Origin of the sequence: Paraburkholderia sacchari, from assembly GCF_000785435.2 — a bacterium.
Taxonomy (GTDB): domain Bacteria; phylum Pseudomonadota; class Gammaproteobacteria; order Burkholderiales; family Burkholderiaceae; genus Paraburkholderia; species Paraburkholderia sacchari.
This window is the reverse complement of record NZ_JTDB02000001.1, coordinates 406,317-427,376: the sequence shown is the minus strand read 5'-3', so window position 1 is coordinate 427,376 and position 21,060 is coordinate 406,317. Positions and strand designations below refer to the sequence as shown.

At 66.2% G+C, this 21,060-nt stretch carries 27 protein-coding genes and 1 pseudogene; 19 read left to right on the top strand and 9 right to left on the bottom strand.

What is annotated here, in order from left to right; all coding sequences use genetic code 11:
- Positions 1–97 precede the first annotated feature (97 nt).
- The 3 genes from NH14_RS01960 to NH14_RS01950 all read left to right on the top strand — a co-directional run bounded on the left by NH14_RS01960 (position 98) and on the right by NH14_RS01950 (position 2,675).
- Positions 98–352, top strand: coding sequence for a DUF4148 domain-containing protein (locus NH14_RS01960; RefSeq protein WP_035527767.1), 255 nt, complete (start codon positions 98–100; stop codon positions 350–352).
- A gap of 312 nt (positions 353–664) precedes the next feature.
- Positions 665–1,966: an NCS2 family permease gene (locus NH14_RS01955; RefSeq protein ID WP_035527769.1), complete on the top strand. Its 1,302-nt coding sequence runs from the start codon at positions 665–667 to the stop codon at positions 1,964–1,966.
- 175 nt (positions 1,967–2,141) lie between these two features.
- Positions 2,142–2,675: a cytochrome b gene (locus NH14_RS01950; RefSeq protein ID WP_035527772.1), complete on the top strand. Its 534-nt coding sequence runs from the start codon at positions 2,142–2,144 to the stop codon at positions 2,673–2,675.
- A gap of 94 nt (positions 2,676–2,769) precedes the next feature.
- On the opposite strand, the gene NH14_RS01945 is transcribed toward NH14_RS01950, so the two are convergent.
- On the bottom strand, positions 2,770–3,063 hold the full coding sequence (locus NH14_RS01945; RefSeq protein ID WP_035527775.1) for a DUF1488 family protein: 294 nt from the start codon (positions 3,061–3,063) through the stop codon (positions 2,770–2,772).
- A 297-nt stretch (positions 3,064–3,360) separates the two neighbouring features.
- Positions 3,361–3,579 (bottom strand): DUF2964 family protein, encoded by a 219-nt coding sequence (locus NH14_RS01940; protein WP_035527778.1) that lies wholly within the window; start codon positions 3,577–3,579, stop codon positions 3,361–3,363.
- Between the two features lie 223 nt (positions 3,580–3,802).
- Here NH14_RS01940 and NH14_RS01935 point away from each other — a divergent pair, with 223 nt between their 5' ends.
- Together NH14_RS01935 and NH14_RS01930 are read left to right on the top strand one after the other, a co-directional pair.
- A complete protein-coding gene (locus NH14_RS01935; protein ID WP_035527781.1) occupies positions 3,803–4,933 on the top strand; it encodes a VIT1/CCC1 transporter family protein in 1,131 nt (376 codons plus the stop codon).
- Positions 4,930–5,244: a 2Fe-2S iron-sulfur cluster-binding protein gene (locus tag NH14_RS01930; protein ID WP_035527783.1), complete on the top strand. Its 315-nt coding sequence runs from the start codon at positions 4,930–4,932 to the stop codon at positions 5,242–5,244. Before NH14_RS01935 ends, NH14_RS01930 begins: the two co-directional genes overlap by 4 nt.
- A gap of 104 nt (positions 5,245–5,348) precedes the next feature.
- Here NH14_RS01930 and NH14_RS01925 read toward each other — a convergent pair whose 3' ends face one another.
- Positions 5,349–5,639: a DUF4148 domain-containing protein gene (locus NH14_RS01925; RefSeq protein ID WP_035527786.1), complete on the bottom strand. Its 291-nt coding sequence runs from the start codon at positions 5,637–5,639 to the stop codon at positions 5,349–5,351.
- A 353-nt stretch (positions 5,640–5,992) separates the two neighbouring features.
- Between NH14_RS01925 and NH14_RS01920 the strand changes: the two genes are divergently transcribed.
- Positions 5,993–6,256: a DUF4148 domain-containing protein gene (locus NH14_RS01920; protein WP_035528231.1), complete on the top strand. Its 264-nt coding sequence runs from the start codon at positions 5,993–5,995 to the stop codon at positions 6,254–6,256.
- Between the two features lie 143 nt (positions 6,257–6,399).
- On the opposite strand, the gene NH14_RS01915 is transcribed toward NH14_RS01920, so the two are convergent.
- The 4 genes from NH14_RS01915 to NH14_RS01900 all read right to left on the bottom strand — a co-directional run bounded on the left by NH14_RS01915 (position 6,400) and on the right by NH14_RS01900 (position 8,586).
- Positions 6,400–6,939, bottom strand: coding sequence for a hypothetical protein (locus NH14_RS01915; protein WP_208457201.1), 540 nt, complete (start codon positions 6,937–6,939; stop codon positions 6,400–6,402).
- Between the two features lie 138 nt (positions 6,940–7,077).
- Entirely contained in the window at positions 7,078–7,272 is a 195-nt protein-coding gene (locus NH14_RS01910; protein WP_035527789.1) for a YqaE/Pmp3 family membrane protein, read from the bottom strand.
- A 46-nt stretch (positions 7,273–7,318) separates the two neighbouring features.
- Positions 7,319–7,513: a DUF1653 domain-containing protein gene (locus NH14_RS01905; protein ID WP_035528235.1), complete on the bottom strand. Its 195-nt coding sequence runs from the start codon at positions 7,511–7,513 to the stop codon at positions 7,319–7,321.
- A 284-nt stretch (positions 7,514–7,797) separates the two neighbouring features.
- Positions 7,798–8,586: a GntR family transcriptional regulator gene (locus NH14_RS01900; RefSeq protein WP_084225523.1), complete on the bottom strand. Its 789-nt coding sequence runs from the start codon at positions 8,584–8,586 to the stop codon at positions 7,798–7,800.
- A gap of 182 nt (positions 8,587–8,768) precedes the next feature.
- Between NH14_RS01900 and NH14_RS01895 the strand changes: the two genes are divergently transcribed.
- From NH14_RS01895 to NH14_RS01865, 8 genes and pseudogenes are all read left to right on the top strand, one after another.
- The gene (locus tag NH14_RS01895) at positions 8,769–10,049 is read left to right on the top strand and encodes a cyanate transporter (RefSeq protein ID WP_084225525.1); all 1,281 of its coding nucleotides are present in this window, start codon (positions 8,769–8,771) and stop codon (positions 10,047–10,049) included.
- A 252-nt stretch (positions 10,050–10,301) separates the two neighbouring features.
- Positions 10,302–10,751, top strand: a complete 450-nt coding sequence (locus tag NH14_RS01890; RefSeq protein WP_084225527.1) for a hypothetical protein — start codon at positions 10,302–10,304, stop codon at positions 10,749–10,751.
- Between the two features lie 383 nt (positions 10,752–11,134).
- Positions 11,135–11,830 carry an NADPH-dependent FMN reductase gene (locus NH14_RS01885; protein WP_084225529.1) on the top strand — a complete coding sequence of 232 codons (696 nt, stop codon included), beginning with the start codon at positions 11,135–11,137 and terminating at the stop codon, positions 11,828–11,830.
- A gap of 354 nt (positions 11,831–12,184) precedes the next feature.
- A pseudogene (locus NH14_RS34090) lies at positions 12,185–12,278 on the top strand (transcriptional regulator); the annotation flags it as partial.
- A complete protein-coding gene (locus NH14_RS01880) occupies positions 12,251–12,469 on the top strand; it encodes a transcriptional regulator (RefSeq protein ID WP_407947123.1) in 219 nt (72 codons plus the stop codon). The pseudogene NH14_RS34090 and the gene NH14_RS01880, both read left to right, overlap by 28 nt.
- Positions 12,470–12,533: 64 nt before the next feature.
- Positions 12,534–13,466, top strand: a complete 933-nt coding sequence (locus NH14_RS01875) for a hypothetical protein (RefSeq protein ID WP_035527797.1) — start codon at positions 12,534–12,536, stop codon at positions 13,464–13,466.
- A gap of 38 nt (positions 13,467–13,504) precedes the next feature.
- Entirely contained in the window at positions 13,505–14,959 is a 1,455-nt protein-coding gene (iaaH, locus tag NH14_RS01870) for an indoleacetamide hydrolase (protein WP_035527799.1), read from the top strand.
- Between the two features lie 73 nt (positions 14,960–15,032).
- Positions 15,033–15,836, top strand: coding sequence for a transporter substrate-binding domain-containing protein (locus NH14_RS01865; protein WP_035527802.1), 804 nt, complete (start codon positions 15,033–15,035; stop codon positions 15,834–15,836).
- 66 nt (positions 15,837–15,902) lie between these two features.
- Here NH14_RS01865 and NH14_RS01860 read toward each other — a convergent pair whose 3' ends face one another.
- Entirely contained in the window at positions 15,903–16,352 is a 450-nt protein-coding gene (locus NH14_RS01860) for a hypothetical protein (protein ID WP_176329261.1), read from the bottom strand.
- Positions 16,353–16,704: 352 nt separating this feature from the next.
- Between NH14_RS01860 and NH14_RS01855 the strand changes: the two genes are divergently transcribed.
- From NH14_RS01855 to NH14_RS01840, 4 genes are all read left to right on the top strand, one after another.
- On the top strand, positions 16,705–16,962 hold the full coding sequence (locus NH14_RS01855; protein ID WP_035527804.1) for a FeoA family protein: 258 nt from the start codon (positions 16,705–16,707) through the stop codon (positions 16,960–16,962).
- Positions 16,959–18,803 carry a ferrous iron transporter B gene (gene feoB / locus NH14_RS01850; RefSeq protein WP_035527807.1) on the top strand — a complete coding sequence of 615 codons (1,845 nt, stop codon included), beginning with the start codon at positions 16,959–16,961 and terminating at the stop codon, positions 18,801–18,803. Before NH14_RS01855 ends, feoB begins: the two co-directional genes overlap by 4 nt.
- A complete protein-coding gene (locus NH14_RS01845; protein WP_052148108.1) occupies positions 18,800–19,111 on the top strand; it encodes a DUF6587 family protein in 312 nt (103 codons plus the stop codon). Before feoB ends, NH14_RS01845 begins: the two co-directional genes overlap by 4 nt.
- 103 nt (positions 19,112–19,214) lie before the next feature.
- The gene (locus NH14_RS01840) at positions 19,215–20,000 is read left to right on the top strand and encodes a CDP-diacylglycerol diphosphatase (protein WP_035527809.1); all 786 of its coding nucleotides are present in this window, start codon (positions 19,215–19,217) and stop codon (positions 19,998–20,000) included.
- Between the two features lie 15 nt (positions 20,001–20,015).
- On the opposite strand, the gene NH14_RS01835 is transcribed toward NH14_RS01840, so the two are convergent.
- Entirely contained in the window at positions 20,016–20,519 is a 504-nt protein-coding gene (locus tag NH14_RS01835; RefSeq protein WP_035527811.1) for a MarR family winged helix-turn-helix transcriptional regulator, read from the bottom strand.
- A gap of 66 nt (positions 20,520–20,585) precedes the next feature.
- On the opposite strand from NH14_RS01835, the gene NH14_RS01830 reads away from it, so the two are divergent.
- Positions 20,586–21,059, top strand: a complete 474-nt coding sequence (locus NH14_RS01830) for a carboxymuconolactone decarboxylase family protein (RefSeq protein ID WP_035527814.1) — start codon at positions 20,586–20,588, stop codon at positions 21,057–21,059.
- Position 21,060 lies beyond the last annotated feature (1 nt).

Here is a 21,060-nt window from a genome sequence, read left to right as displayed (position 1 = left end):
CGACGCATGGCACGCGCATTTTTCTCATTGCAAACCTTTCCCTTATCGAGATAAGACCTATAATTTTAGGGTTATCCCTTATACGAAAGGCATAGCCATGGACACTCTTTCACGTGTGGCGCTTGGCGTGCTGACAGTGGCTTGCTGTGTTGTTTCGGCAAGCGCGCTGGGCCAACCGAATAACCCCACGGGCCCGCTGACACGCGCCGAGGTGCGCGCCGATCTCGCAGCATGGCGTGCGGCGGGCTACGACCCGCTCGATTGGCTGCACTACCCCGAAAACGCCCAGCGCGCCGCGGCAATCGTCGCGCAACGCCGCGCTTCGGGCGCGATGCCGCAGCCGGCGCAGTAAGCGCACCGCGCTGCAGATTCTCCCCACTGCGGGAGCGTCGATCCGTCTGCGAAGACGGACCGCCGCTCCCGCTTTGTGCTTTTTAGAGCTGACACGCTGGCGCTCGCTGATACTCGCTGACACCCGCAATTGACGCATAGCAACCTGTTGCGGCCCTTCCACGCTCGTCCAAGCTTTTATGCGCTTGCGGAACAATTGTTTACAATCGCGCCCATCAATGCGTGAAGCGGCCCGGAGCGACACTCCCATCGCCCCTGCCCACGCCGAACGCCAGAACAAATCAACCCTCACGACTCTCGAGGCCCAACCTCCATGGACGCCATCAAACGCTATTTCGGATTCGAAGAAGCAGGCACGAACCTGCGCACCGAAGTGCTAGCCGGCTTCACCACGTTCCTCACGATGGCGTACATCATCTTCGTGAACCCGGCGATTCTCGGCGACGCCGGCATGCCCAAGGACGCCGTGTTCGTCGCCACCTGCCTCGTCTCGGCGCTCGCCTCGATCATCATGGGGCTCTACGCGAACTACCCGATCGCGCTCGCGCCCGGCATGGGCCTGAACGCGTACTTCGCGTACGCCGTGGTCAAGGGCATGGGCTTTACGTGGGAGGCGGCGCTGGGCGCGGTGTTCATCTCCGGCTGCCTGTTCTTCGTGGTCACGCTGCTGCGCGTGCGCGAGGCCATCATCAACGGGATTCCGCATTCGATCCGCGTGTCGATCACGGCCGGCATCGGCCTCTTTCTCGCGATCATCTCGCTCAAGACGTCCGGCGTGATCGTCGCGAGCCCGGCCACGCTCGTCGAACTCGGCAATCTGCACGACCCGCACACGCTTCTCGCGATCGTCGGCTTTTTCGCCATCGTCACGCTCGACGTGCTCAAGGTGCGCGGCGCAATCCTGATCGGCATCGTGGGCGTGACGGTCCTCTCGTTCTTCTTCGGCGGCAATCAGTTCCACGGCATCTTTTCCGCGCCGCCCTCGATCGCGCCGACCTTCGCCCACCTCGACATCAAGGCTGCGCTTTCGACCGGCATCCTGAACGTGGTGCTGGTGTTCTTCCTGGTCGAGCTGTTCGACGCGACCGGCACGCTGATGGGCGTGGCCAACCGCGCGGGCCTGCTCGTGCACGGCAAGATGCACCGCCTGAACCGCGCGCTGCTCGCGGACAGCACCGCGATTCTCGCGGGCTCGGTGCTCGGCACCTCGTCGACCACGGCCTATATCGAAAGCGCTTCGGGCGTGCAGGCCGGCGGCCGCACGGGCGTGACGGCGCTCACCGTGGCCGTGCTGTTCCTCGCGAGCCTGTTCGTCGCGCCGCTCGCGGGTGTGGTGCCCGCCTACGCCACGGCGCCGGCGCTGCTCTACGTATCGTGCCTGATGCTGCGCGAACTCGCGGAACTGCCGTGGGACGACGCCACCGAAGTCGTGCCCGCCGCGCTCACGGCGCTCGCGATGCCGTTCACGTATTCGATCGCGAACGGCGTGGCCTTCGGCTTCATCTCGTATGCGGGCCTGAAGCTGCTGACGGGCCGCGCGCGCCAGGTGCGTCCGATCGTCTGGATCATCGCGGCGGTGTTCCTGTTCCGCTACTTCTACCTGGGCTCGGCGTAAGTCCTTCAGTCTCGGGGGTTCGCGCACGCCCCGGCGGCGTGCGCCCGTGGTCCGGATCCGGCGGTGCCATATCAAGGATTCCGGCCACGCAAATGCCCGGCGCGCGGCGGCGTCCTTATCATACGGATACTCGACCATCCCGACGATAACGATCCATCCATCAAGGAGCCGCCCCGTGGCCACCTATTCCGCCTCCTCAGAGCGCTACTCGAAGCCCGCCATCTTCTTTCACTGGGCGGTCTTCCTGCTCGTCGCGCTCGCCTATCTCGCCATCGAAGTGCGCGGCCCCAAGGGCTCGGACAGCCGCGAGTTCTGGAGCAACGTGCACTTCTGGGCGGGCACGCTAGTGCTCGCGCTCGCCGCGCTGCGCCTGTTGTGGCGCATGTGGGAAGGCGCCCCGCGGGACATCGATTCCAACCGCCTGCTCACGTTCCTTTCGCGGCTCGTGCACGTGGCGCTTTATGTGTTCATCGTCGCGCAGCCGCTGCTCGGCATCCTGACGATCAATCTGGGCGGCAAGCCCGTCATGCTCGCGGGCATCGACCTGCAGATCACGCTGGTGGGCGCGGACCCGGTCGCGCGCAAGGCCGTCAAGGCCGCGCACGAACTCATCGGCAATGCGTTCTACTGGATCATCGGCATTCACGCGCTCGCGGCCATCGCGCACCACGTGATGTTCCGCGACAACACACTGCGCCGCATGATCTGACGCGCACGCGCGAGCCACGCGGAAGAACAAACGCAAACACCCCGCGGCCTCTCACTGGCCGCGGGGGAATCTCAAGACATCAACAACGGGAAACTCAGGACGCCGCGCCGTGCGCCTGCACGAAGCGGACGTAGCCGCTGCGCAGCGTGAGGCATTGTGCGCGCGTTTCGGAAAGCAGGCGGCGCGCGACCGCCTCGATGCGCTCGCGATGGTGATCGAAAGCGTCAAGCATGTCTTCCGCGCGCGGAGAGGCCGCGCCGAAGTGGTCTTCCAGCGCCGCCGCCGTGATCGTACATTCCACCCGCTCTCCATCGATCATTGCCGGAAACGCCAAGGTCAAATCGGGTCCCGAGTATTCGGGCGCCTCATTCGGAAACAGGATCTGCATGGGAATGGCCTTAGGTTGAGGGTCAGCGGGCCGCGCCTGTACGATGCACCTCCTCGGCATACGCGCGGATTAAATGCCGACCGCCGCAAGTGTCGCTACGTTCGACACGATTGCGGCGGCCGTCTGGATTCACTTTAGGATACTTCCCGCGACCCGCAAGGGCGACTTTGTCACACGCGCGAAAAGATTCGCGCGGCCCGGTTTTTCCGGTGTTTTTTCAGCGTTTTGCGAACTGGCCGTTGCGCGCGCAAACAGCTTTCCCTCGCTCGCGGCATGGCGCACCGCAACATCGCGCGCTCACGATTCACGATGCTGTCGATGCTCGATTTCGATGTCCTTCGGGTGCACGGTGAGCATCGCCACGAACGCGACGATGCCGCACGCTACGATCGTCATGCCGTACAGCACGACCCGAGGTTCGTCGAAGAGCAACCCATGAATCGCAACCGCGAGACCCGCGAGCGCGACAAAGACGGCCAGCGCCGCCACCAGGATCCTCAATTCGCCTTGGACCATGACAGCCCCTCCGCAAGGAGCCGCAGCCGCGCCAAAGACCCCGTATACCCGCTGCGCCGCCGCCGGGACGCGCATGCGCGCGCCCCTGTCTTCATCATGGCACTCGCGCGCGCAAAGGCAAGCGGCACGTGCGGCGCACGGGAAGCACGCAAGGGCTGGGCGAGGCGAATCGAGCCAGGTGAACCAGGTTAAGCTTCGCTGGAACGCATTTCCAACACGCATCATGGCCTCCGCCCAGGAACTCCACCGCTACCGGCGCAATCTCGCCGACGAACTCGACAGCGCCGCTGTCTACGACACGCTCAGCGCCGTCGAAAAAGACGCGGGCAGGCGCCAGATCTTTGCCGAGCTTGCGGCGTCGGAGCGCGAGCACGCCCAAGTCTGGCGCGACAAGCTTGCCGCCAACGGCGTGCGCGTGCGCTCGCACCGGCGCAGCGCGAAGACACATCTCTTGCAAACGCTTACACGCATCTTCGGCCCCTCGGTCGTGCTGCCCACCGTGGCGGCCACCGAATACGCCGACCGCGACCGCTACGCGCGCGAGCCCGGAGCGGAAACGCTCTCGGCGCAGGAGCATCAGCACGCCGCGATCGTTCAGTCGATCGTCGCCAGCAAGCGCGCGCACGGCCAGTCGAAGGGCGCGCAGATCGCAGGCGCCGAGTCGTGGCACAAGGGCGCGACCTCGGGCAACGACTTGCGCGCAGCCGTGCTCGGCGCAAACGACGGGCTCGTTTCGAACTTCTGCCTGATCATGGGCGTGGCCGGCGCGGGCAGCGCCAACCGCGCGATCCTGCTGACGGGCCTGGCCGGGTTGATCGCGGGGGCGTGCTCGATGGCGCTCGGCGAATGGCTCTCGGTAACCAACGCGCGCGAACTCGCGCGCACCCAGCTCGCCAAGGAAGCCGACGAGCTCGAACACACCCCCGACGCCGAGCGCCACGAACTCGCGCTCATCTATCAGGCGAAGGGCATCGACGCCGATGAAGCCCGCCGTGTAGCCGCGCAGATCATGCGCGACAAGAACGAGGCGCTCAACACGCTCGCGCGCGAAGAACTGGGCATCGATCCGAAAGAGCTGGGCGGCAATCCGTGGACGGCCGCAGCCGTGTCGTTCTGCCTGTTCGCGCTGGGCGCGGCGTTTCCGACAGCGGCGTTCCTGTGGGCGCACGGCACAGCGGCCATCGTCCAGTGCGTCGTGCTGAGCGCGCTCGGGCTCGCTGCCGTTGGCGTTTTCACGTCGCTGTTCAACGGGCGTAGCGCGGCGTTCTCGGCGTTCCGGCAAATCGCCATCGGCCTCGCCGCCGCCGCGTTCACCGCGGGCGCGGGCCATTTGCTGGGGGTATCGGTGTCATGAGCGCCAACGATTTGCCCGCAACGCAAGCGGTGCCGCTCGTGCGCGTGGAGCCGCTGGGATACACATTCGAGGCGCCGCCCGAGCTCACGCTGCTCGAAGCCGCCGCATTCGCAGGCATTCGCCTGCCGCGCCTGTGCCGCAACGGTACGTGCCGCACCTGCCTGTGCCGCGTCGTGAGCGGCGAGACAAGCTTCACGATCGAATGGCCGGGCCTGTCACGCGAAGAAAAAGCCGAGGGCTATGTGCTGACCTGCGTAGCGGTGGCGCGCACCGATCTCGTGCTCGACGTGCCCGAAGCCGAGCTTCTGTAGTTTTCGTAGACCACGCCCATCCAAAAAGAAACCGGCCCGCGACGTCACATCGCGGGCCGGTTGTCTTGTGCGCAAGCCGGCGGACGGCGCCCCGGCGAACGGCGTTACTGGCCGCCGAAGTACACCGATTGCGGACCCTTGCGGGCCGCTTCGGAAACGTAGCGCGCGCCGGCCATCGACGTGGCGCTGCTCACGCCACCGTACGCGCTGTCGCCCTGGGTAACGGGCGTGGCGACGGCTGCCGTGACCACATTCTGATTGCGCTGGGTCTGCTGGAACTCGACGAGCTGGGCGCGCACCTGATCGCGCGTGAGGCCCTGGTTGGACTGGGCGAAAGCGGCCAGCGGCGCAGCGCAGGCAGTGGCGATGACAACGGCTTGAATGAGCGACTTCATGACGATTACCTCCGATATTGTACGAATCGCCTGAGATGCGGGTTTGTGTCGCACAGCAGGCGTCGACTGGATTCTAGGCAAGCGGCCATGCCGGATATAGCGCGATTACGGCGAATTCCAGTTGCTGATTTTGCAATAATCGGCGCGCCCGACGGCTCGAATATGGTCCAGGGAGAATTTCTTGGGCGGCTTCGGGACGGAATAATCAGACAAAAGGTGGCTCGGATTATTTCAGTTAGAAGAACACTGAATTCGCTTTATAAGTATTTACCCTTAGAGCAAGAAGGCCTAAAGTGCGGCCATGGGTCACGCCGTCGTGCGGACCACTTATAAAGAACCTGGAGGTCATCGTTATGAAGTCGCTCATCAAGGCAGCCGTGTTTGCCGCCATCGTCGCCGTGCCGGCACTTTCGTTCGCTCAAGCGCAGCAACAACAACCCGTCACGCGCGCGGAAGTTCGCGCCGAACTCGCCCAGCTGCGCGCAGCAGGCTACGATCCGAGCGACTGGATGCACTATCCGCAAAACATTCAGGCAGCAGAAGCGCGCGTTGCCGCCGAGAAGGCCAATACGGCCTACGGCCCGTCGACGACCGGCACTTCGCAGTCGGGTCAGTAATTTCCAGACGGTTACGCCTGCGCTTTCCCTGCCAGGCACGTAGCGCCGAATAAATCAGGCCCGCCGCTCGTGAGAGCGGCGGGCCTGATCGTTTTTACAATGGATATATCGGCGCGGTGAGCGGGCCAGATTTGCTGTGATGGTCAGTGACGGCTTTCGTGGATTTCTCCATCGCCGTTACCGTTGCCAGTGCGGCCACTGCTCCAAGACCCGCCACGGCCTCCTCCGCCGCCGCCACCACGCGAGTTATTCGCGTCGCCGCCACGATTGCCACCGCCGCCATGCCAGCCGTTCGCATCGCCGCCACGATTGCCACCGCCGCCGTGCCAGCCGTTCGCATCGCCGCCACGGTTGCCACCGCCGCCATGCCAGCCGTTCGCATCGCCGCCACGGTTGCCACCGCCGCCATGCCAGTTGCCCGAGTCGCCGCCTGGCCGGCTCCACCATCCACCACGGCCGCTGTCGTTCCAGCCACGGCGATCATAATCACGGCCACGGTAATAATTATCGCCGCCGCCCCAGATGGCGACATTCACGCCGCCGTACACCGGCTCGGCATAGCCCGGCGCGTAGCTGTAGTAATTGTCATAACCGGGTTGGCCATAGCCGTAGTTGTCGTAACCCGGCGCCACACACCCTGCTAGCAGGGCGACAGCGCCAGCCATCAGCGCATACTTGAACATGACGTAGTCTCCTTTCCGTCTGTAAGAAAGGGGCGCTCGTCTTAGGTTCTCGCCCAATTGTGAGCATGCGTTAAGAATGTAACCGCGCTGCCGGCCAACGCCTTCCAATCCACCCTTCATCCACTTCATGATTGGTATTTAGTTTCGGCGGCCCAGTGCGGCGTCGATCTTCTGATCGGTCTTGAACTGGCTGAGCGAATACACGGCCCAGATCGCGGCGGGAATCCAGCCGATCAATGTGCATTGCAGGATCAGGCAGATGATGCCGGCGATCGGCCGGCCAATCGTGAAGAACAGCAACCACGGCAAAACGAGTGCAATCAGTAGACGCATTGCGGGACGAGCCTCGTAAGTAAAAAGCGTTATTAGTTAGTTAAAGTTAGTTGACGGGCGCGAATCGCGGCACGAGCGCGCCTTCGAATTCGACCTGTTCGAAGAAAACCGAGGCGGGCCGCGTCCAGATCGTGCCGTTCGCCGCCCGATACACGATCATCGTGACGGAAGGATCGGATTCGAGCGTCGCCTCGCATACCAGTTCGTAGATACCACCCTTGTAGTGCCGATAACGCACCATTGCCGTTCCCCAGTCAAACACGCCGATCGCGCAAAACGCGTAGTTTAACAACGGTTCGCGCGCGTCCCCGAAGGCGCATTGGCCCGCGCCGACGTGCCGCAGATCAGGGCCACGCCGGCCGCCGCCGTCGCGCGCAACGTTGCATGCGGCTCGCCCGCACGCGCGCGCCATGGCCGAAGAGCTCGAACTTTTCAGGCGCGAACGCGAAAAGCAGCAGTAGCCGGCAAGTGGGGGCGAGACGCTTGTCGATGCGCGCCGGTGCGCGCCGGTGCGCGCCGGCACGCTCAAATCGCGAAATCGGCGAACACGGCTTTCAGGTCGCGGCCCGCGCGCGCACGCGCCTGGCGCACCACGCGCTCCTCGATTTCGGCGAGGTGCTCGCGCAGGGTCGTGAGCGCCGCCGCCTGGTCGCCGGCCTCCAGTGCCGCGATGATCTGCTCGTGCTCGTCGGGCGCGCACGAGGTGGCCTTCGATGGATCGAACAGCGCCTTGTAGAGCTCCGTGCGCGCGACGAGCTGCGCGAGCGCCGCCACCAGCGCCGCGCCGCCCGCGAGCTCGGTCAGGATCAGATGGAACTGGCCCGCGAGGCGCACCGCTTCGTCCACGCGGCCCTCGCGCAGCGCTTTCTTCTCGCTGCGCACGTGCGCGGCGAGCTTGCGGCGCATGCCCGCGTCGAGCGCGCCGCACAGCGTCACGGCCACGCCCGCCTCCACCACCTGGCGCGCGCGGTAGGTCGCGCGAATGTCTTCCTCGGACGGCGACGGCACGAATGCGCCGCGATTGGGTTCGAGCACGAGCTTGCCTTCGAAGCCGAGGCGCGCGAGCACCTTGCGCAGCGCGCCGCGCGTGCAGCCGAACGCAGCCGCGAGCTCGCGCTCCACGAGCTGCTGGCCCGGCGCGAGCTTGCCTTGCAGCAGCGCCGAGTTGATGGAGGCGTAGACGAGCGCTTCGACGTCGTCGGCGCTTTCGCCCACTACGGGCTCGGCAGGTTTGCCCGTCGCTTCGCGAATGCGAGCAACTTGAGGCGGCTCGCCCGCGCAGGTGGATCGTGCGGATCGTGTTGAAGAAGCCATGTGAAATCGCGCATGCGGACGGAATCAGGCGGCATTGTAGCGACGCGCACCCACCGATGAAATACGCGGGGCGCGCCGCACCACGAATTCTCTCGCTATACCCAGCATAGCAGCGCCGCCCATGATTGTTGACAATCATTTCGTATAATGGTCAACCAAAAGTTGCAATTAAGGTTGACCCGATGAGCACGACTTCCGACCCTTTCGACTCCTGCCAGCGCGCCACGGGCGTGTCGGCGCGCACGAGCGCGCTCGTCTGGTACGCCGCCATCGTCGCTATCGGGTTGAATCTGCGGCCACTGCTCACGTCGATCAGTCCGCTCATGGCCACCATCCGCGAAGCCACCGGCCTCTCGTTCTATGGCGCATCGCTGCTCACGAGCCTGCCTGTTGTAGCGATGGGGCTGGGCGCATTCGGCACCGGCATGCTCGCGCGGCGTCTGGGCGAGACGCGCGGCGTGGCGCTCGGCCTCGTCGCGATCGCGGCGGCCTGCGCCGCGCGCGCATTCGCGTCGACGGGCGGCGCGCTCATGCTCACGGCCACCGCGGCCGGCGCGGGTGTCGCGGCCATTCAGGCGCTGCTGCCCGCCGTGATGAAGCAGCGCTTCGCGCACCGCGTGCCGCTCGCGATGGGCCTTTTTTCGGCATCGATCATGGGCGGCGGCGGCCTTGGCGCGAGCCTGAGCCCGTTGGCCGCCCACCTTGGCGGCTCGTGGCACGCGGGGCTCGCCGTCTGGGCGCTGCCCGCGCTCGGCGCGCTCGCGCTGTGGATCGGGCTTAATCGCGGGGCGCACGCCAGCGCCAGGCAGGCAGCCAATCCAGCAACAAGCGCGGCCGCCAGCGCCAACACCCACGTGCCGGTCTGGCGCAAGCGCCGCGCGTGGACGCTCGGCCTGCATTTCGGTCTCGTGAACGGCGGCTATACGAGCCTCGTGGCGTGGCTGCCCGCGTACTATCAGCAACACGGTGCGAGCGTCGCGGCCAGCGGCTCGCTGCTCGCCGCCATGACCGTCTTCCAGGCCGTCTGCGCGCTGTTGCTGCCGCTCGCAGCAGCACGCTTCACGGACCGCCGCCCCTGGCTCATCGCCGGGCTCGCCGCGCAGCTGTTCGGCATCGCCGGCCTCACGGCCTGGCCCGAGGCCGCCCCGGTCCTGTGGGTCGCATTCGCGGGCGCGGGGCTCGGCGGCACCTTCTCGGTCTCGCTCGTGACCGCGCTCGACCACTCGGGCGACCACCGCATCGCCGCCAGCCTCGTCGGGTTCGTGCAAGGGCTCGGCTTCGTGATCGCCTCAATCGCGCCGGTCGTGGCCGGCCGCGTGCGCGACCTCACCGGCGGCTTCACGGGCGCATGGATCATGCTCGCGATTTCCATCTCCGCGATGATCGTGCTCACGCTCGCTTTCTCGCCGCGCAGCTATGGCCACTGGCTCGGCCGGCACGGCCGCGCCGCGCCCAAGGCCTGAGCCGCTCGCACATCGGTTACCGTATCGGCGCAACGCCAACGCAACGCCAACGCAACCCCGGCGCAACATCCACGCAACATCGGCGTGGGATGCTCCGTCAAACGTTTGCATTCACCTCTGTACGAATGTACAGTGCGTGCAGCCGACCCTTTGCGCCGCCCCGCGTCCTTCCCTCGGGTGGGCGCGCCAGCCTCGCACCGCGCGAGGCCGATGCGGCAAGGCGGGCCGGCTCACCGATACGGAGATCACGACGTGCGACTCATCTTGACGGGGACCTTGCTGTGCGTCCTCGCATCCACCGCGCTCGCTGGGGAACATTACACCGAGGTCTGGAATCCGCCGGAGGCACGACTGCCCGAGGCGCGAACGCCCGGTGCGCATCCATCCACGCCCGACAAGAAGGCGCACGCGCACCATGGCACGAAGCACAAGCTCGCCAGCGCCGGGCGACTCGATACGCGCAAGGTGGCCGAGCCCGCCGTGCGCGCCTCGGCGCCTACCGTGCCGATGCTGCCCAACAACGCCGCAACCAACGGCGCGAAGTCGAACCGCGACCGCACGCCCTTCATCCCGCCCCAGATCGGCCCCGACGGCAACGTCCTGCAAGTGAGCTATGCTGCGCCCGCGCGCCGTGCACAAAGCCCGCTCAGGCCTTTGGCAACCGCTCCGGCCACCGGGCCAACTTCCTCTGGCGCACCCTGAGCGCCGCCCCCGGAAAATCCGCAGACAAAAAAATGGCCCCGTCACCTTGCGGTGCGGGGCCGAATCCCATGTCAAGGAGATGCTCATGTGCTCTGCATGGGATGGGACCAAGAGCTTTGCATGGGACCGGAGTAAGCGCTAAAGCACTAACTCCGGCCGACAGCTAAAGCGCCAAGTCCCATCGACAGGAGACGCATTCATCCTAATCGCCCCGTAGCGCCGAACCAACCAACGCTTTGAGCTATGCATATAGCCGCAGACATGCACGGCCAACTGGCCTCGCGGGCATATCCTTAGAAAAAAAAGTCGTTTCGCGCAGCGCGGCGTGCTCACTAAGATGGCGTTTTGGGTCTCGACCCGGCCATGAATCCCAGGAGCACCCCTTGAGCATCACCGATTCCAGACACCGCCCGCTCGTCGTCGGCATTGGCGGCACGACGCGCGAAGCGTCGTCGACCGAGCGCGCGCTCGCCTTCGCGCTGCGCGGCGCGGAGCAGGCCGGCGCTCGCACGCGGCTGTTCGGCGGCACCTTCCTGCACAGCCTGCCCCATTACGCACCCGAAACCGCCACGCTCACCGACGCCCAGCGCGAGTTGATAGAAGCCGTGCGCGCGGCGGACGCCGTCATCATCGCCACGCCCGGCTATCACGGCGGCGTCTCGGGCCTCGTGAAGAACGCGCTCGACACGCTAGAGGAACTGCGCGCCGACACGCGCCCGTATCTCGACGGCCGCGCCGTGGGCTGCATCGTGACCGCTTATGGCTGGCAAGCCACGGGCTCGGTGCTCACTTCGCTGCGCTCGATCGTGCATGCGCTGCGCGGCTGGCCTACCCCGTTCGGCGCCGGCATCAACACGCTGGAGACGCGCTTCGACAGCGCCCATCAATGCTCAGACGAGAAAGTCATCGATCAGCTCTTTGCGGTCGGCCAGCAAGCCGCGCAGTTCGCGCTCGCGTTCAAGCTTGCGTCTGATACCGACAAGCAGCGCGCGGCCTCGCAGCCCGGCGCCGCGGGCAAGATTGCGGCAGGCGCCGCCGGCGCGGCGCGCAATGAGGACCGCCTGAGCGTCGCCGTTTGATTCGTTCCCGGCGCGCCATGCGCGCGCCGCGGCCCTCCTCCGCACGAGTCCCGATCCGCCAGCATTTTCACGCGCTGCGCGCTTTGCGCGCTGGCGCACACAGGCATGCGCGTTGCGTCATCCAGACCACAGACGCCGCGCGCCGCGCGGGCCACATTGAAGGCAAACCGTAATCTCGCCCCATCCGGATCAACCTGCTGACCGTTCCCGGCCGCCCGTGATTAGCTTGCGACGAATGATTGGTTCCAGGCGCGCACCGCAGCCCCTACGCTTTCCCCGTACCGGCATACGAGCCACGAGGCGCCCATGCGTAATACGCATCCAGGCAGGACGTACCAGCAGGATCCAGAAGCCATGAACGCACCTATTCGTTACAAAGGCTACGAAGTCGCGCCGAGCGCACAGCGGCTTCCCAACGGCCTGTACGCCGCCAATCTCACGATCGGCCCGCTTGCAGCCACCCCGGCGCCGTCGCAAACCGTGGCGACATCCGGCACCCAGGCAAGTCAGCCGGAAACGCTGCGCAGTGCGCTCGTTTCCTTCGACGCGCTCGACTACTTCTTCGACGAACGCCACGCGCTCGCCTACGCCTGCCGCTGGGCGCGCATGTGGATCGACGAGCAGCGCCGCTGCGCGTGATGCCTCCGACCCCCTTACAGATGTGACAGAATAGGAGTCAAATCACCGTCATCCATTACGCTCAATGTCCGACACCCTGACGCATTCAGCTGAAGGCGCAAGCGACGTAGACAGCGCCCTCGCCGCCCAGGACGCCGCGCTGCGGCACTGGACTCATGCCACGCCAGGGCCGATCCGGATCGGATCGGACGAGCATCGGAAAATGTTCTGCCGGATGCTGCTGGCCACGCACGACCCCTATCGCCCGGCCGTGCTCGACTGGCCGACGCTCGAGCCCGACGCGCTGCGGCGGCTGACCTCGCTGCCGATCTGGGACATTGCGGTGCAGACCGAAGGCCGCGCGTCGATCCGCGTGAAAACCTATGCGGCCACCGTGAGCGATCCGCTCCTGCGCGCGGCCATCGAGATGGACGGCGACGAGGAAGCGCGCCACAAAGTCGTGCTCTCGCATCTCGTCAAGGCCTATGGCATCGCCCTCGCGCCCGAACCGGACTACCCGCCGCCGCACGATCCCGAATGGGCGTGGATGTTCACGGGTTACAGCGAATGCATCGACAGCTTCTTCGCGTTCGGCCTGTTCCGCTCGGCGCAGCGCTCGGGATTTTTTCCCGCGGCGCTAGTCGAAACCTTCGAGCCCGTGATCCAGGAGGAAGCGCGCCATATCCTTTTTTTCGTGAACTGGGTGGCGTGGTATCGCAAGAATCTGCCCTGGTGGCGCCGGCCCTGGCACTCGCTGAAAGTCGGGGCAATCTGGGTCAAACTGGTGTGGGACCGCGTGGCGATCGCACGCGGCATCGACGCCGAAGGCGTTGCGCACGACTCGAACTTCCTGCCCGCCAACCGCGAAGTGCTGGGCGACTCGCTCAAGCCGCGCGAGATGATCGAACTGTGTCTGCGTGAAGACCGGCAGCGCATGAGCGGCTACGATTCGCGCCTCTTGCGTCCGACGTTCGTTCCCGCGCTCGCCCGGCTCGCGCTGCGCTTCATGAAGCCATAGCGGGCGCCGCCAACGCGGCCGCACGCGGAGGAAACCGCATGACCTGGACTGTCGACCAGCAACTGGAACTGAGCGCGACGCAAGCCGTCGCGGCCATTCGCGAAGGCCGGATCAAAGCCACCGACTACGTCGCCACCTTGCTCGCGCGCGCACAGGCGCTGGAAAACCTCAACGCGCTCACGACGCTCGACGTGGAAGGCGCGCTCGCCGCCGCGCAGCGCATCGATGCGCTCGGCCCGAACGAACGCTCGCATCTGCCGCTGGCCGGGCTGCCCGTGGTCGTGAAGGACAATATCAACACGCGCGGCCTGCAAACCTCGGCGGGCACGCCCGCGCTCGAAGGCTTCGTGCCCGCGCGCCACGCGCCTTCGGTGCAGCGGCTCGTGGACGCGGGCGCGGTTCTGCTCGGCAAGGCCAACATGCATGAGCTCGCGTTCGGCATCACCAGCACCAATCTCGCGCCGCACGCGGGCCCCGTGCGCAATCCCTGGGATCCCGAACGGATTCCCGGCGGCTCGTCGGGCGGCACGGCCGCCGCCATCGCGGCGCGCATCGTGCCGGCCGGGCTCGGCACCGACACCGGCGGCTCCACGCGCATCCCCGCCGCGCTGTGCGGCATCGTCGGCCTGCGCCCGAGCGTGGGCGACGGCGGCACGCAGCGCCGCTACCACGACCCGCACGCCGTCGTGCCGATCAGCCGCACGCGCGACACCGTGGGGCCGATGGCGCGCACGGTCGCCGACATCGCGCTCATCGACGGCGTGATCACCGGGCACGGCCCGCTCGCGCAGGCCGTCGTGACGAACCTGCGGGTGGGTTTGCCCGCGCCGTTCTGGTCGGGTCTGGAAGCCGCGACCGAGAACGTGGCGCGTGCGGCGCTCGCGAAACTCGAAGCGGCCGGCGTAACGCTCGTGCCCGTGGAAATGAGCGAAATTTTCGCGCTCAACGACCGCGTGAGCATGGCTATCGCGCTGCACGAACCGATCGAGGACCTGCAAGCGTGGCTCGACGCGAACCACCCGAGCGCGCGAACCGTCGCGGACGTGGCGGCGCGCATCGCAAGCCCGGACGTGCGCGCGGCCTACGACGCGATCCTCGCCGATGCGCGCGGCGCCGATTACCCCACCGCAATGACGCTCTGGCGTCCGCGGCTGCAGCAGCTCTATGCGCAAACCTTCGCCGCCAGCGGCCTGGACGCGCTGCTGTTTCCGACGACGCGGCTCGCGGCGGTGCGCATCGACTGGGTGAATGGATCGTCGAGCGTGTCGATCGACGGCGGCGCGCCCATAGACGAACTGGAGGCATATCTGCGCAACACCGATCCCGCGAGCAATGCGGGCATTCCTGGTCTGGCGCTGCCTGCGGGCCTCACCGATGCGCGCCTGCCGGTCGGTCTCGAACTCGACGGCCCGGCCGGCAGCGACCGCCGGCTGCTCGCAATCGGGCTCGCCTTCGAAGAGATTTTGGGAACGCTGCCAGCACCGGAAATTTGACGCGGTAATATGCCTTCGCGCGGCCTCGCGCACTCCACCGCAGTCCTCAATTCGAAGAACCAGGAGACGTGCCATGAAGCTATCGAAGCTCCTTCTTACCAGCGTGCTTGCCGCATCCGCTTTCGGCCTCACCGCCGTGGCCGCCCATGCGGAAGATCTGCTGGACAGCGTGAAACAAGCCGGCGTGCTCAAGATCGGCCTCGAAGGCACGTATCCCCCGTTCGACTCGCGGGACAGCAAGGGGGAACTCGTGGGCTTCGACGTCGACGTCGCGAAGGCGGTGGCGGCCAAGCTCGGCGTGAAGCCGGAATTCATTCCGACCGAATGGAGCGGCATTATCGCGGCGCTGCAAGCCGGGAAATTCGATGTGATCGTCAATCAGGTGACCATCACGCCGCAGCGCCAGCAGGCGCTCGACTTCAGCCAGCCCTATACCTATTCCGCGGCCCAGCTGATCCAGCGCGCCGACGACAAGCGCGAATTCAAGTCGCTCGACGAGTTCAAGGGCGACAAGAAACTCGGCGTCACGCTCGGCACGAACTACGACCAGATGGCGCGCGCCGTGCAGGGCATCAATGTGCAAACCTATCCGGGCGCGCCGGAAAAACTGCGCGATCTTGCCGCGAAGCGCATCGACGCCACCATCGACGACCGCTTGATGCTGCCGTACATCATCAAGACCTCGCAGTTGCCGCTGCGCCCGGGCGCGGTGCTCAAGGGCGCCAATCAGGACATGGGCATCCCGTTCCGCAAGGGCAATCCGAAGTTCGAGAAAGCGCTCAACGACGCGCTCACTTCGCTGAAGCAGGATGGCACGCTCAAGAAGATCTCGGAGCACTGGTTCGGCTCCGATGTCACGGTGCCGGTCGCACAGTGATGGCCTGAGCGGCTGTTGCGCGCGCCGCGCCCAACCCGGAGGACGGCGACGGCGGCGCGCGCGTGATCAGTGGTAGGTCGTCTTCGTCGCTTGCAGCTTCGTCAGCGTGCCGTTCTTGAGCCGGAACCAGCCTTCCGGGCTCTGCATCACGGCTTCGTCGGGCTGCCAGAACACGCGCTTGACCGTCATGCGCACGTTCGCGCGCTGCACGAGCGGCGGATTGCGGCGCAGGTCGTACACCACCGGGCCGTACGCCGTCTGCACGAGTGTGCGGGTGATCGCGCCGTTCGCTCCGACTTCGTCGAAATGCATGAGCGTCTTCGCGTCGAAGCGATCGAATTTTTCGCGGTTGAGCATCGACACGAAATCGCGATCGTCGCGCACGAATTGCAGCTCGCCCGACGGTGTGGCGAATGGCCCGGATGCATTGCTTTGCGCGCGCGCGCCAGTGACGAGCGAGGCGGTGGCGAGAGCCGCCGCGAGCGCGGCGAATAACAGTGGTTTCAGTCGTTTCATTTCGCTTTCCAGATCGAGCAGCGGCGCCAGCAGCGGGGCCTGACTCATGAAGATTCCCGCGCAGCATTCTCGCCAATTTCAGGCATTACGTCGACTCGCCCGGGCGTGCCTGGCGCTGCGCGTTTCGGCGCGAAGTTCTGAACGCGCTGAAGCGGCACTGAAGACGCGCTGAAAGCCGGGGCGTTTCGATGCGGCAAATCGGCACACTAAGCCGTCCGGCTCCCGCCGCGGCGCCCGATCCCCGGCCCGCACGCCTTTCGCGTCGATAGCAGCCTGCCCGGCTGCGCACCCACGCCTCCGCATCGCCGCTACAATGAGAACCATTCTCATTTTCAAGACAAAAGAATTCCTCATGCGGTTGACTGACCTGCCCAAGAACGCCACTGCCTGCGTCGAGCACGTCGAGGACGTCTCGGCCCGCGACCCGATCGCCCAGCGCCTGCGCGACCTCGGCTTCGTGGCCGGCGAACCCGTGCGCGTGGTGGCGCGCGCGCCGTGGGGCGCCGACCCGCTGCTCGTGCAGATCGGCTCGACGCGCTTCGCGCTGCGCCGCGCGGAGGCGCAGCGCGTGAGCGTGAGCCTGAACGCCGGCGCGGGAGCCGCCGCATGAGTCAGGCACCGCTGCGCATCGCCCTCGTTGGCAATCCCAATTGCGGCAAGACCGCGCTGTTCAATCTGCTCACGGGCGCGCGCCAGAAGGTGGCCAACTACGCGGGCGTGACCGTCGAGCGCAAGGAAGGCCGCTTCGCCACGCCGGGCGGCCGCCATATCCAGGTGCTCGATCTGCCCGGCGCCTACAGTTTCGAATCGACCAGTCCCGACGAGTGCGTCACGCGCGATGTGCTGCTAGGCCGCTATGCGGGCGAGGCCGCGCCCGACCTGATCGTCTGCGTGGCGGACGCCACCAACTTGCGCCTGCATCTGCGCTTCGTGCTCGAAGTCAAGCGCATGGGCCGTCCGGTCGTATTGGCGCTCAACATGATGGACGCCGCGCGACGCCGTGGCGTGGTGGTCGACGTCGCCGCGCTCTCGCGCGAACTCGGCATGCCCGTGGTCGAAACCGTGGCCGTGCGGCGCGACGGCGCGCATGGGCTCATCGAACTGATCGATCGCGTGGGCAACGATGCGGCTCCCGCATCGCACGAAGCCAGCGCCAACGACACCGACGCCCACGCCACTGTGCGGCGCATTCTCGCCGCCACCGTGACGATGCCGCGCGCCACCGATGCGCGCGACGACGCCATCGACCGGTTCGCCCTGCATCCCGTGTTGGGCCCGCTGATTCTCGCGGCGGTGATGTTCCTCGTGTTTCAGGCCGTGTATTCGTTGGGCAAGCCGCTAACCGACGCCATCGGCGACGGCTTCGGCTGGCTTGGCGGCGTGGCGGGCGCGGCGCTGCCCGACGGCCCGCTGCGCAGCCTCGTCACCGATGCGCTGTTCGGCGGCGTGGGCACCGTGCTTGGCTTTCTGCCCGAGATTCTCGTGCTGTTCTTCTTCATCCTCGTGCTGGAGGAATCGGGCTACCTGCCGCGCGCGGCCTTCCTGCTCGATCGCATGATGGTCTCCGTGGGCCTGACGGGCCGCTCGTTCATTCCGCTGCTCTCGAGCTTCGCGTGCGCGATTCCGGGCGTGATGGGCACGCGCAGCATCTCCGATCCACGCGACCGGCTCGCTACGATACTTGTCGCGCCGCTCATGACGTGCTCGGCGCGGCTACCTGTCTATGCGCTGCTGATCGGTGCGTTCATTCCGCACCGGCTGATCCTCGGCGTGTTCAACCTGCAAGGGCTCGTGCTGTTCGCGCTCTACGCGGCCGGCATCGCGGGCGCGATGGCGGTGGGCTGGGTGATGAAGCAACTGCGCCGCGATCACGGCGAACACGCATTGCTGATGGAACTGCCTTCGTACCGCCTGCCGCGCGCCCGCGACGTCGCCATCGGCTTGTGGGAGCGCGGCTCGATCTTTCTGAAGCGCCTGACCGGCATCATCCTCGCGCTGACCGTGCTGATGTGGTTCATCTCCACGTTCCCCTCGCCGCCCGAGGGCGCAACGCTGCCCGCCATCGACTACACGATCGCGGGCTATCTGGGCCACGCGCTGCAATGGCCGTTCGCGCCGCTCGGCTTCAACTGGCAGATGAGCCTCGCGCTCATTCCCGCGTTCGCCGCGCGCGAAACGGCGGTGGCGGCGCTCGCGACGGTCTATTCGGTGGCGAGCGGCGACGGCGACATTGCCGCGCTCGGCCACACGCTCGCGCAAAACTTCTCGGTGGCCAGCGCGCTTTCGCTGATGGTGTGGTTCGCGTTCGCGCCGCAATGCATGTCGACGCTCGCCGTGATCCGCCGCGAAACGCGTTCGTGGCGCGCGGTGGCGATTTCGTTCGGCTATATGTTTGCGGTGGCCTACGCGGCCTCGTTCATCACCTACCAGATCGCGAGCCGCTTACTGTGAACACGAGCCTCGTCCTTCAATATGCGGTTGTCGCGCTGCTGGTGGCGGCAAGCCTCTGGACCGCGCTGCGCAAGCTCGCGCCGAAGACGACCACGCGCTGGCAAGCCGCCGCCGCGGCGGTGCTGTTGCGCCCGCAACGCGGCGCGTTCGCGCAGCGCATGGGACGCTTCGTGCAGCCCAAAGGCGCCACCGGCCATTGCGGCGACGGCTGCGACACCTGCGGAACGTGCGGGCCCGCCGACGCAACCTCGAGCACGCGCGCGGCTTCGCGCGAGCAATCCGTCACGTTTCACCCGCGCCGTAAATAGGCCTGCCACATTGCATCGGCTACACTCGCGGCAGCAAGGCGAGCCCGCGCGAGCGCATCGCGCGGCCCATTTCCGAATTGCCTCATACGTCCGTTTAGCACCGATGCCTCAAGTTTCCTTTGCCGCATCCTCCGCCCGCGCCGCGCGTTTCGCTTCCTGTGCTGCGGCGTTTGCCACCGTATTGCTCACCACCAGTTGCGTGCGTCTTTCCACGCTCGACTCGAACGGGCTCTGGAAGGTCGTTGGCGAACAATGCGTGCCGAATGCACGCGACAAAGGCAATCCCGGCCCCTGCACGAGCGTCGATTTCCAGAAGCGCTATGCGGTGCTCAAGGACATCAACGGACGCGCGCAATATCTGCTGATCCCGACAGACCGCGTGCCAGGCATCGAAAGCGCCGAGATTCTCTATGGCGGGTCGCCCGAATACTGGGTTGGCGCGTGGGCCGCGGGCCGTTACGTGGACGCAAAACTGAAGACCATGCTCGCGCCCACTCAACTCGGCCTCGAAATCAATTCTTCTCAGCGGCGCTCGCAAAACCAGTTGCATATCCACGTCGATTGCATGCGCAACGATATTGCCGACGCGCTCGCACCGTATCGCCACGACGCGCCCGGCACGTGGCGCTGGACGACGCTGGATGGCAAGCGTTATCGCGTCACGCGCGTGATGAGCCTCGCCAATCAGGGCAATCCGTTCCGCGTGGTCGAGCGCGATCTGCGGCCGACGCAAAGCATGGCTGTGCAGACGATACTCGTGACCGGCGCCGGCCCCGACACCGCGCGCGACGGCTGGCTCGTCGTCAATAGCGGCCTGGACGTGGAAGGCGGCACGGGCACCGCCGAGGGGCTGCTCGACCATTCCTGCGCGCTCGCTCGCGCACAATAAGACCGCGCACCACGCTCATACCGCTTCGTCTTCGCGCGCCAGCCGCACGAGCCAGCGGCGGATCACCTGTTCTTCGTCATGGGTGAAGCCTTCGGTCATCTGCGCCTCGAGTTTCTTCACGCGCGCGCGGCACTGCTTGAGCAGGGTCTCGCCGGCCACCGTCACCTCGATCTGCTGAATGCGGCCATGCACCGGATGCGGCCGGCGCTCGATCGCGCCGCTGCGCTCGAGATTCGCGACGATCACGCTGACCGTCTGCGGCGTAAGCACCGCGAGCCGCGCGAGATCTGCGCCGGAAACGCCGGGATAGGCCGCAAGCATCGTCAACACCACGAACTGCGGCGGCGTGATGCCGAAATCGGCCAGCGCGCGCTCCATGCGCAAGCGCTGCGCCGCGCCCGCCTGGCGCAGCAGATAGCCCATGTGGCCGGACTCGCCCCGCTTGCCTTCGCCGGGCGCGGGAATGGGCGCACCGCGCTCGCCCTGGTTTTTTGTCGCGGATTTCGCGGTCTTGCGCATGATGTCAGAGTTCGAATATTATGTTCGTGCTCTGATATTATCCCGCAACCGAAGCGAGGTCCAGTCATGTCCAGCCCATCCTCCCGCATCAGCTACGAAGCCTTCCGGCGCGACGCTGCCCAGGTGGCCAGCGCGCTTTCGGCCATGAGCAAGGCCGTCGACGATTCAGGGCTCGAAAAGCCGCTCACCGAATTGTTGAAGATCCGCGCGTCACAAATCAATGGCTGCGCGTTCTGCATTCAATTTCATTTGAATATCGCGCGCGAGAAGAATGTGCCGCGCGGGAAGCTCGATCTGGTAGCGGCGTGGCATGAGGCGCCCGCACTTTATAGCGAGCGCGAGCAAGCCGCGCTGTCCTATACGGAAGCGCTCACATCGAAGCTGCACGAAGGCGTGAGCGACGCGCTGTACCGGAAAGTGGCAGAGCAGTTCCCCGGCGAGCAGATGGCGTTCTTGACAGCTGCCATCGCCAATATCAATGCGTGGAACCGGATTGCGGTGGCGCTGCGGTTTGCGCCACCGGTGAAGGAGGAGGCGTAAA

Bases quoted from the DNA above. Each gene is read 5' to 3' on its own strand.
- NH14_RS01920 (WP_035528231.1), top strand. From the start codon at position 5,993: ATGAAGTCGCTCATCAAGGCAGCCGTGTTTGCCGCCATCGTCGCCGTG.
- NH14_RS01840 (WP_035527809.1), top strand. From the start codon at position 19,215: ATGCCTCAAGTTTCCTTTGCCGCATCCTCCGCCCGCGCCGCGCGTTTC.
- NH14_RS01830 (WP_035527814.1), top strand. From the start codon at position 20,586: ATGTCCAGCCCATCCTCCCGCATCAGCTACGAAGCCTTCCGGCGCGAC.
- NH14_RS01900 (WP_084225523.1), bottom strand. From the start codon at position 8,586: ATGGCTTCTTCAACACGATCCGCACGATCCACCTGCGCGGGCGAGCCG.
- NH14_RS01955 (WP_035527769.1), top strand. From the start codon at position 665: ATGGACGCCATCAAACGCTATTTCGGATTCGAAGAAGCAGGCACGAAC.
- NH14_RS01940 (WP_035527778.1), bottom strand. From the start codon at position 3,579: ATGGTCCAAGGCGAATTGAGGATCCTGGTGGCGGCGCTGGCCGTCTTT.
- NH14_RS01945 (WP_035527775.1), bottom strand. From the start codon at position 3,063: ATGCAGATCCTGTTTCCGAATGAGGCGCCCGAATACTCGGGACCCGAT.
- NH14_RS01905 (WP_035528235.1), bottom strand. From the start codon at position 7,513: ATGGTGCGTTATCGGCACTACAAGGGTGGTATCTACGAACTGGTATGC.
- NH14_RS01925 (WP_035527786.1), bottom strand. From the start codon at position 5,639: ATGAAGTCGCTCATTCAAGCCGTTGTCATCGCCACTGCCTGCGCTGCG.
- NH14_RS01865 (WP_035527802.1), top strand. From the start codon at position 15,033: ATGAAGCTATCGAAGCTCCTTCTTACCAGCGTGCTTGCCGCATCCGCT.
- NH14_RS01855 (WP_035527804.1), top strand. From the start codon at position 16,705: ATGCGGTTGACTGACCTGCCCAAGAACGCCACTGCCTGCGTCGAGCAC.
- NH14_RS01960 (WP_035527767.1), top strand. From the start codon at position 98: ATGGACACTCTTTCACGTGTGGCGCTTGGCGTGCTGACAGTGGCTTGC.
- iaaH (WP_035527799.1), top strand. From the start codon at position 13,505: ATGACCTGGACTGTCGACCAGCAACTGGAACTGAGCGCGACGCAAGCC.
- NH14_RS01935 (WP_035527781.1), top strand. From the start codon at position 3,803: ATGGCCTCCGCCCAGGAACTCCACCGCTACCGGCGCAATCTCGCCGAC.
- NH14_RS01895 (WP_084225525.1), top strand. From the start codon at position 8,769: ATGAGCACGACTTCCGACCCTTTCGACTCCTGCCAGCGCGCCACGGGC.
- feoB (WP_035527807.1), top strand. From the start codon at position 16,959: ATGAGTCAGGCACCGCTGCGCATCGCCCTCGTTGGCAATCCCAATTGC.
- NH14_RS01875 (WP_035527797.1), top strand. From the start codon at position 12,534: ATGTCCGACACCCTGACGCATTCAGCTGAAGGCGCAAGCGACGTAGAC.
- NH14_RS01930 (WP_035527783.1), top strand. From the start codon at position 4,930: ATGAGCGCCAACGATTTGCCCGCAACGCAAGCGGTGCCGCTCGTGCGC.
- NH14_RS01835 (WP_035527811.1), bottom strand. From the start codon at position 20,519: ATGCGCAAGACCGCGAAATCCGCGACAAAAAACCAGGGCGAGCGCGGT.
- NH14_RS01915 (WP_208457201.1), bottom strand. From the start codon at position 6,939: ATGTTCAAGTATGCGCTGATGGCTGGCGCTGTCGCCCTGCTAGCAGGG.
- NH14_RS01860 (WP_176329261.1), bottom strand. From the start codon at position 16,352: ATGAAACGACTGAAACCACTGTTATTCGCCGCGCTCGCGGCGGCTCTC.
- NH14_RS01910 (WP_035527789.1), bottom strand. From the start codon at position 7,272: ATGCGTCTACTGATTGCACTCGTTTTGCCGTGGTTGCTGTTCTTCACG.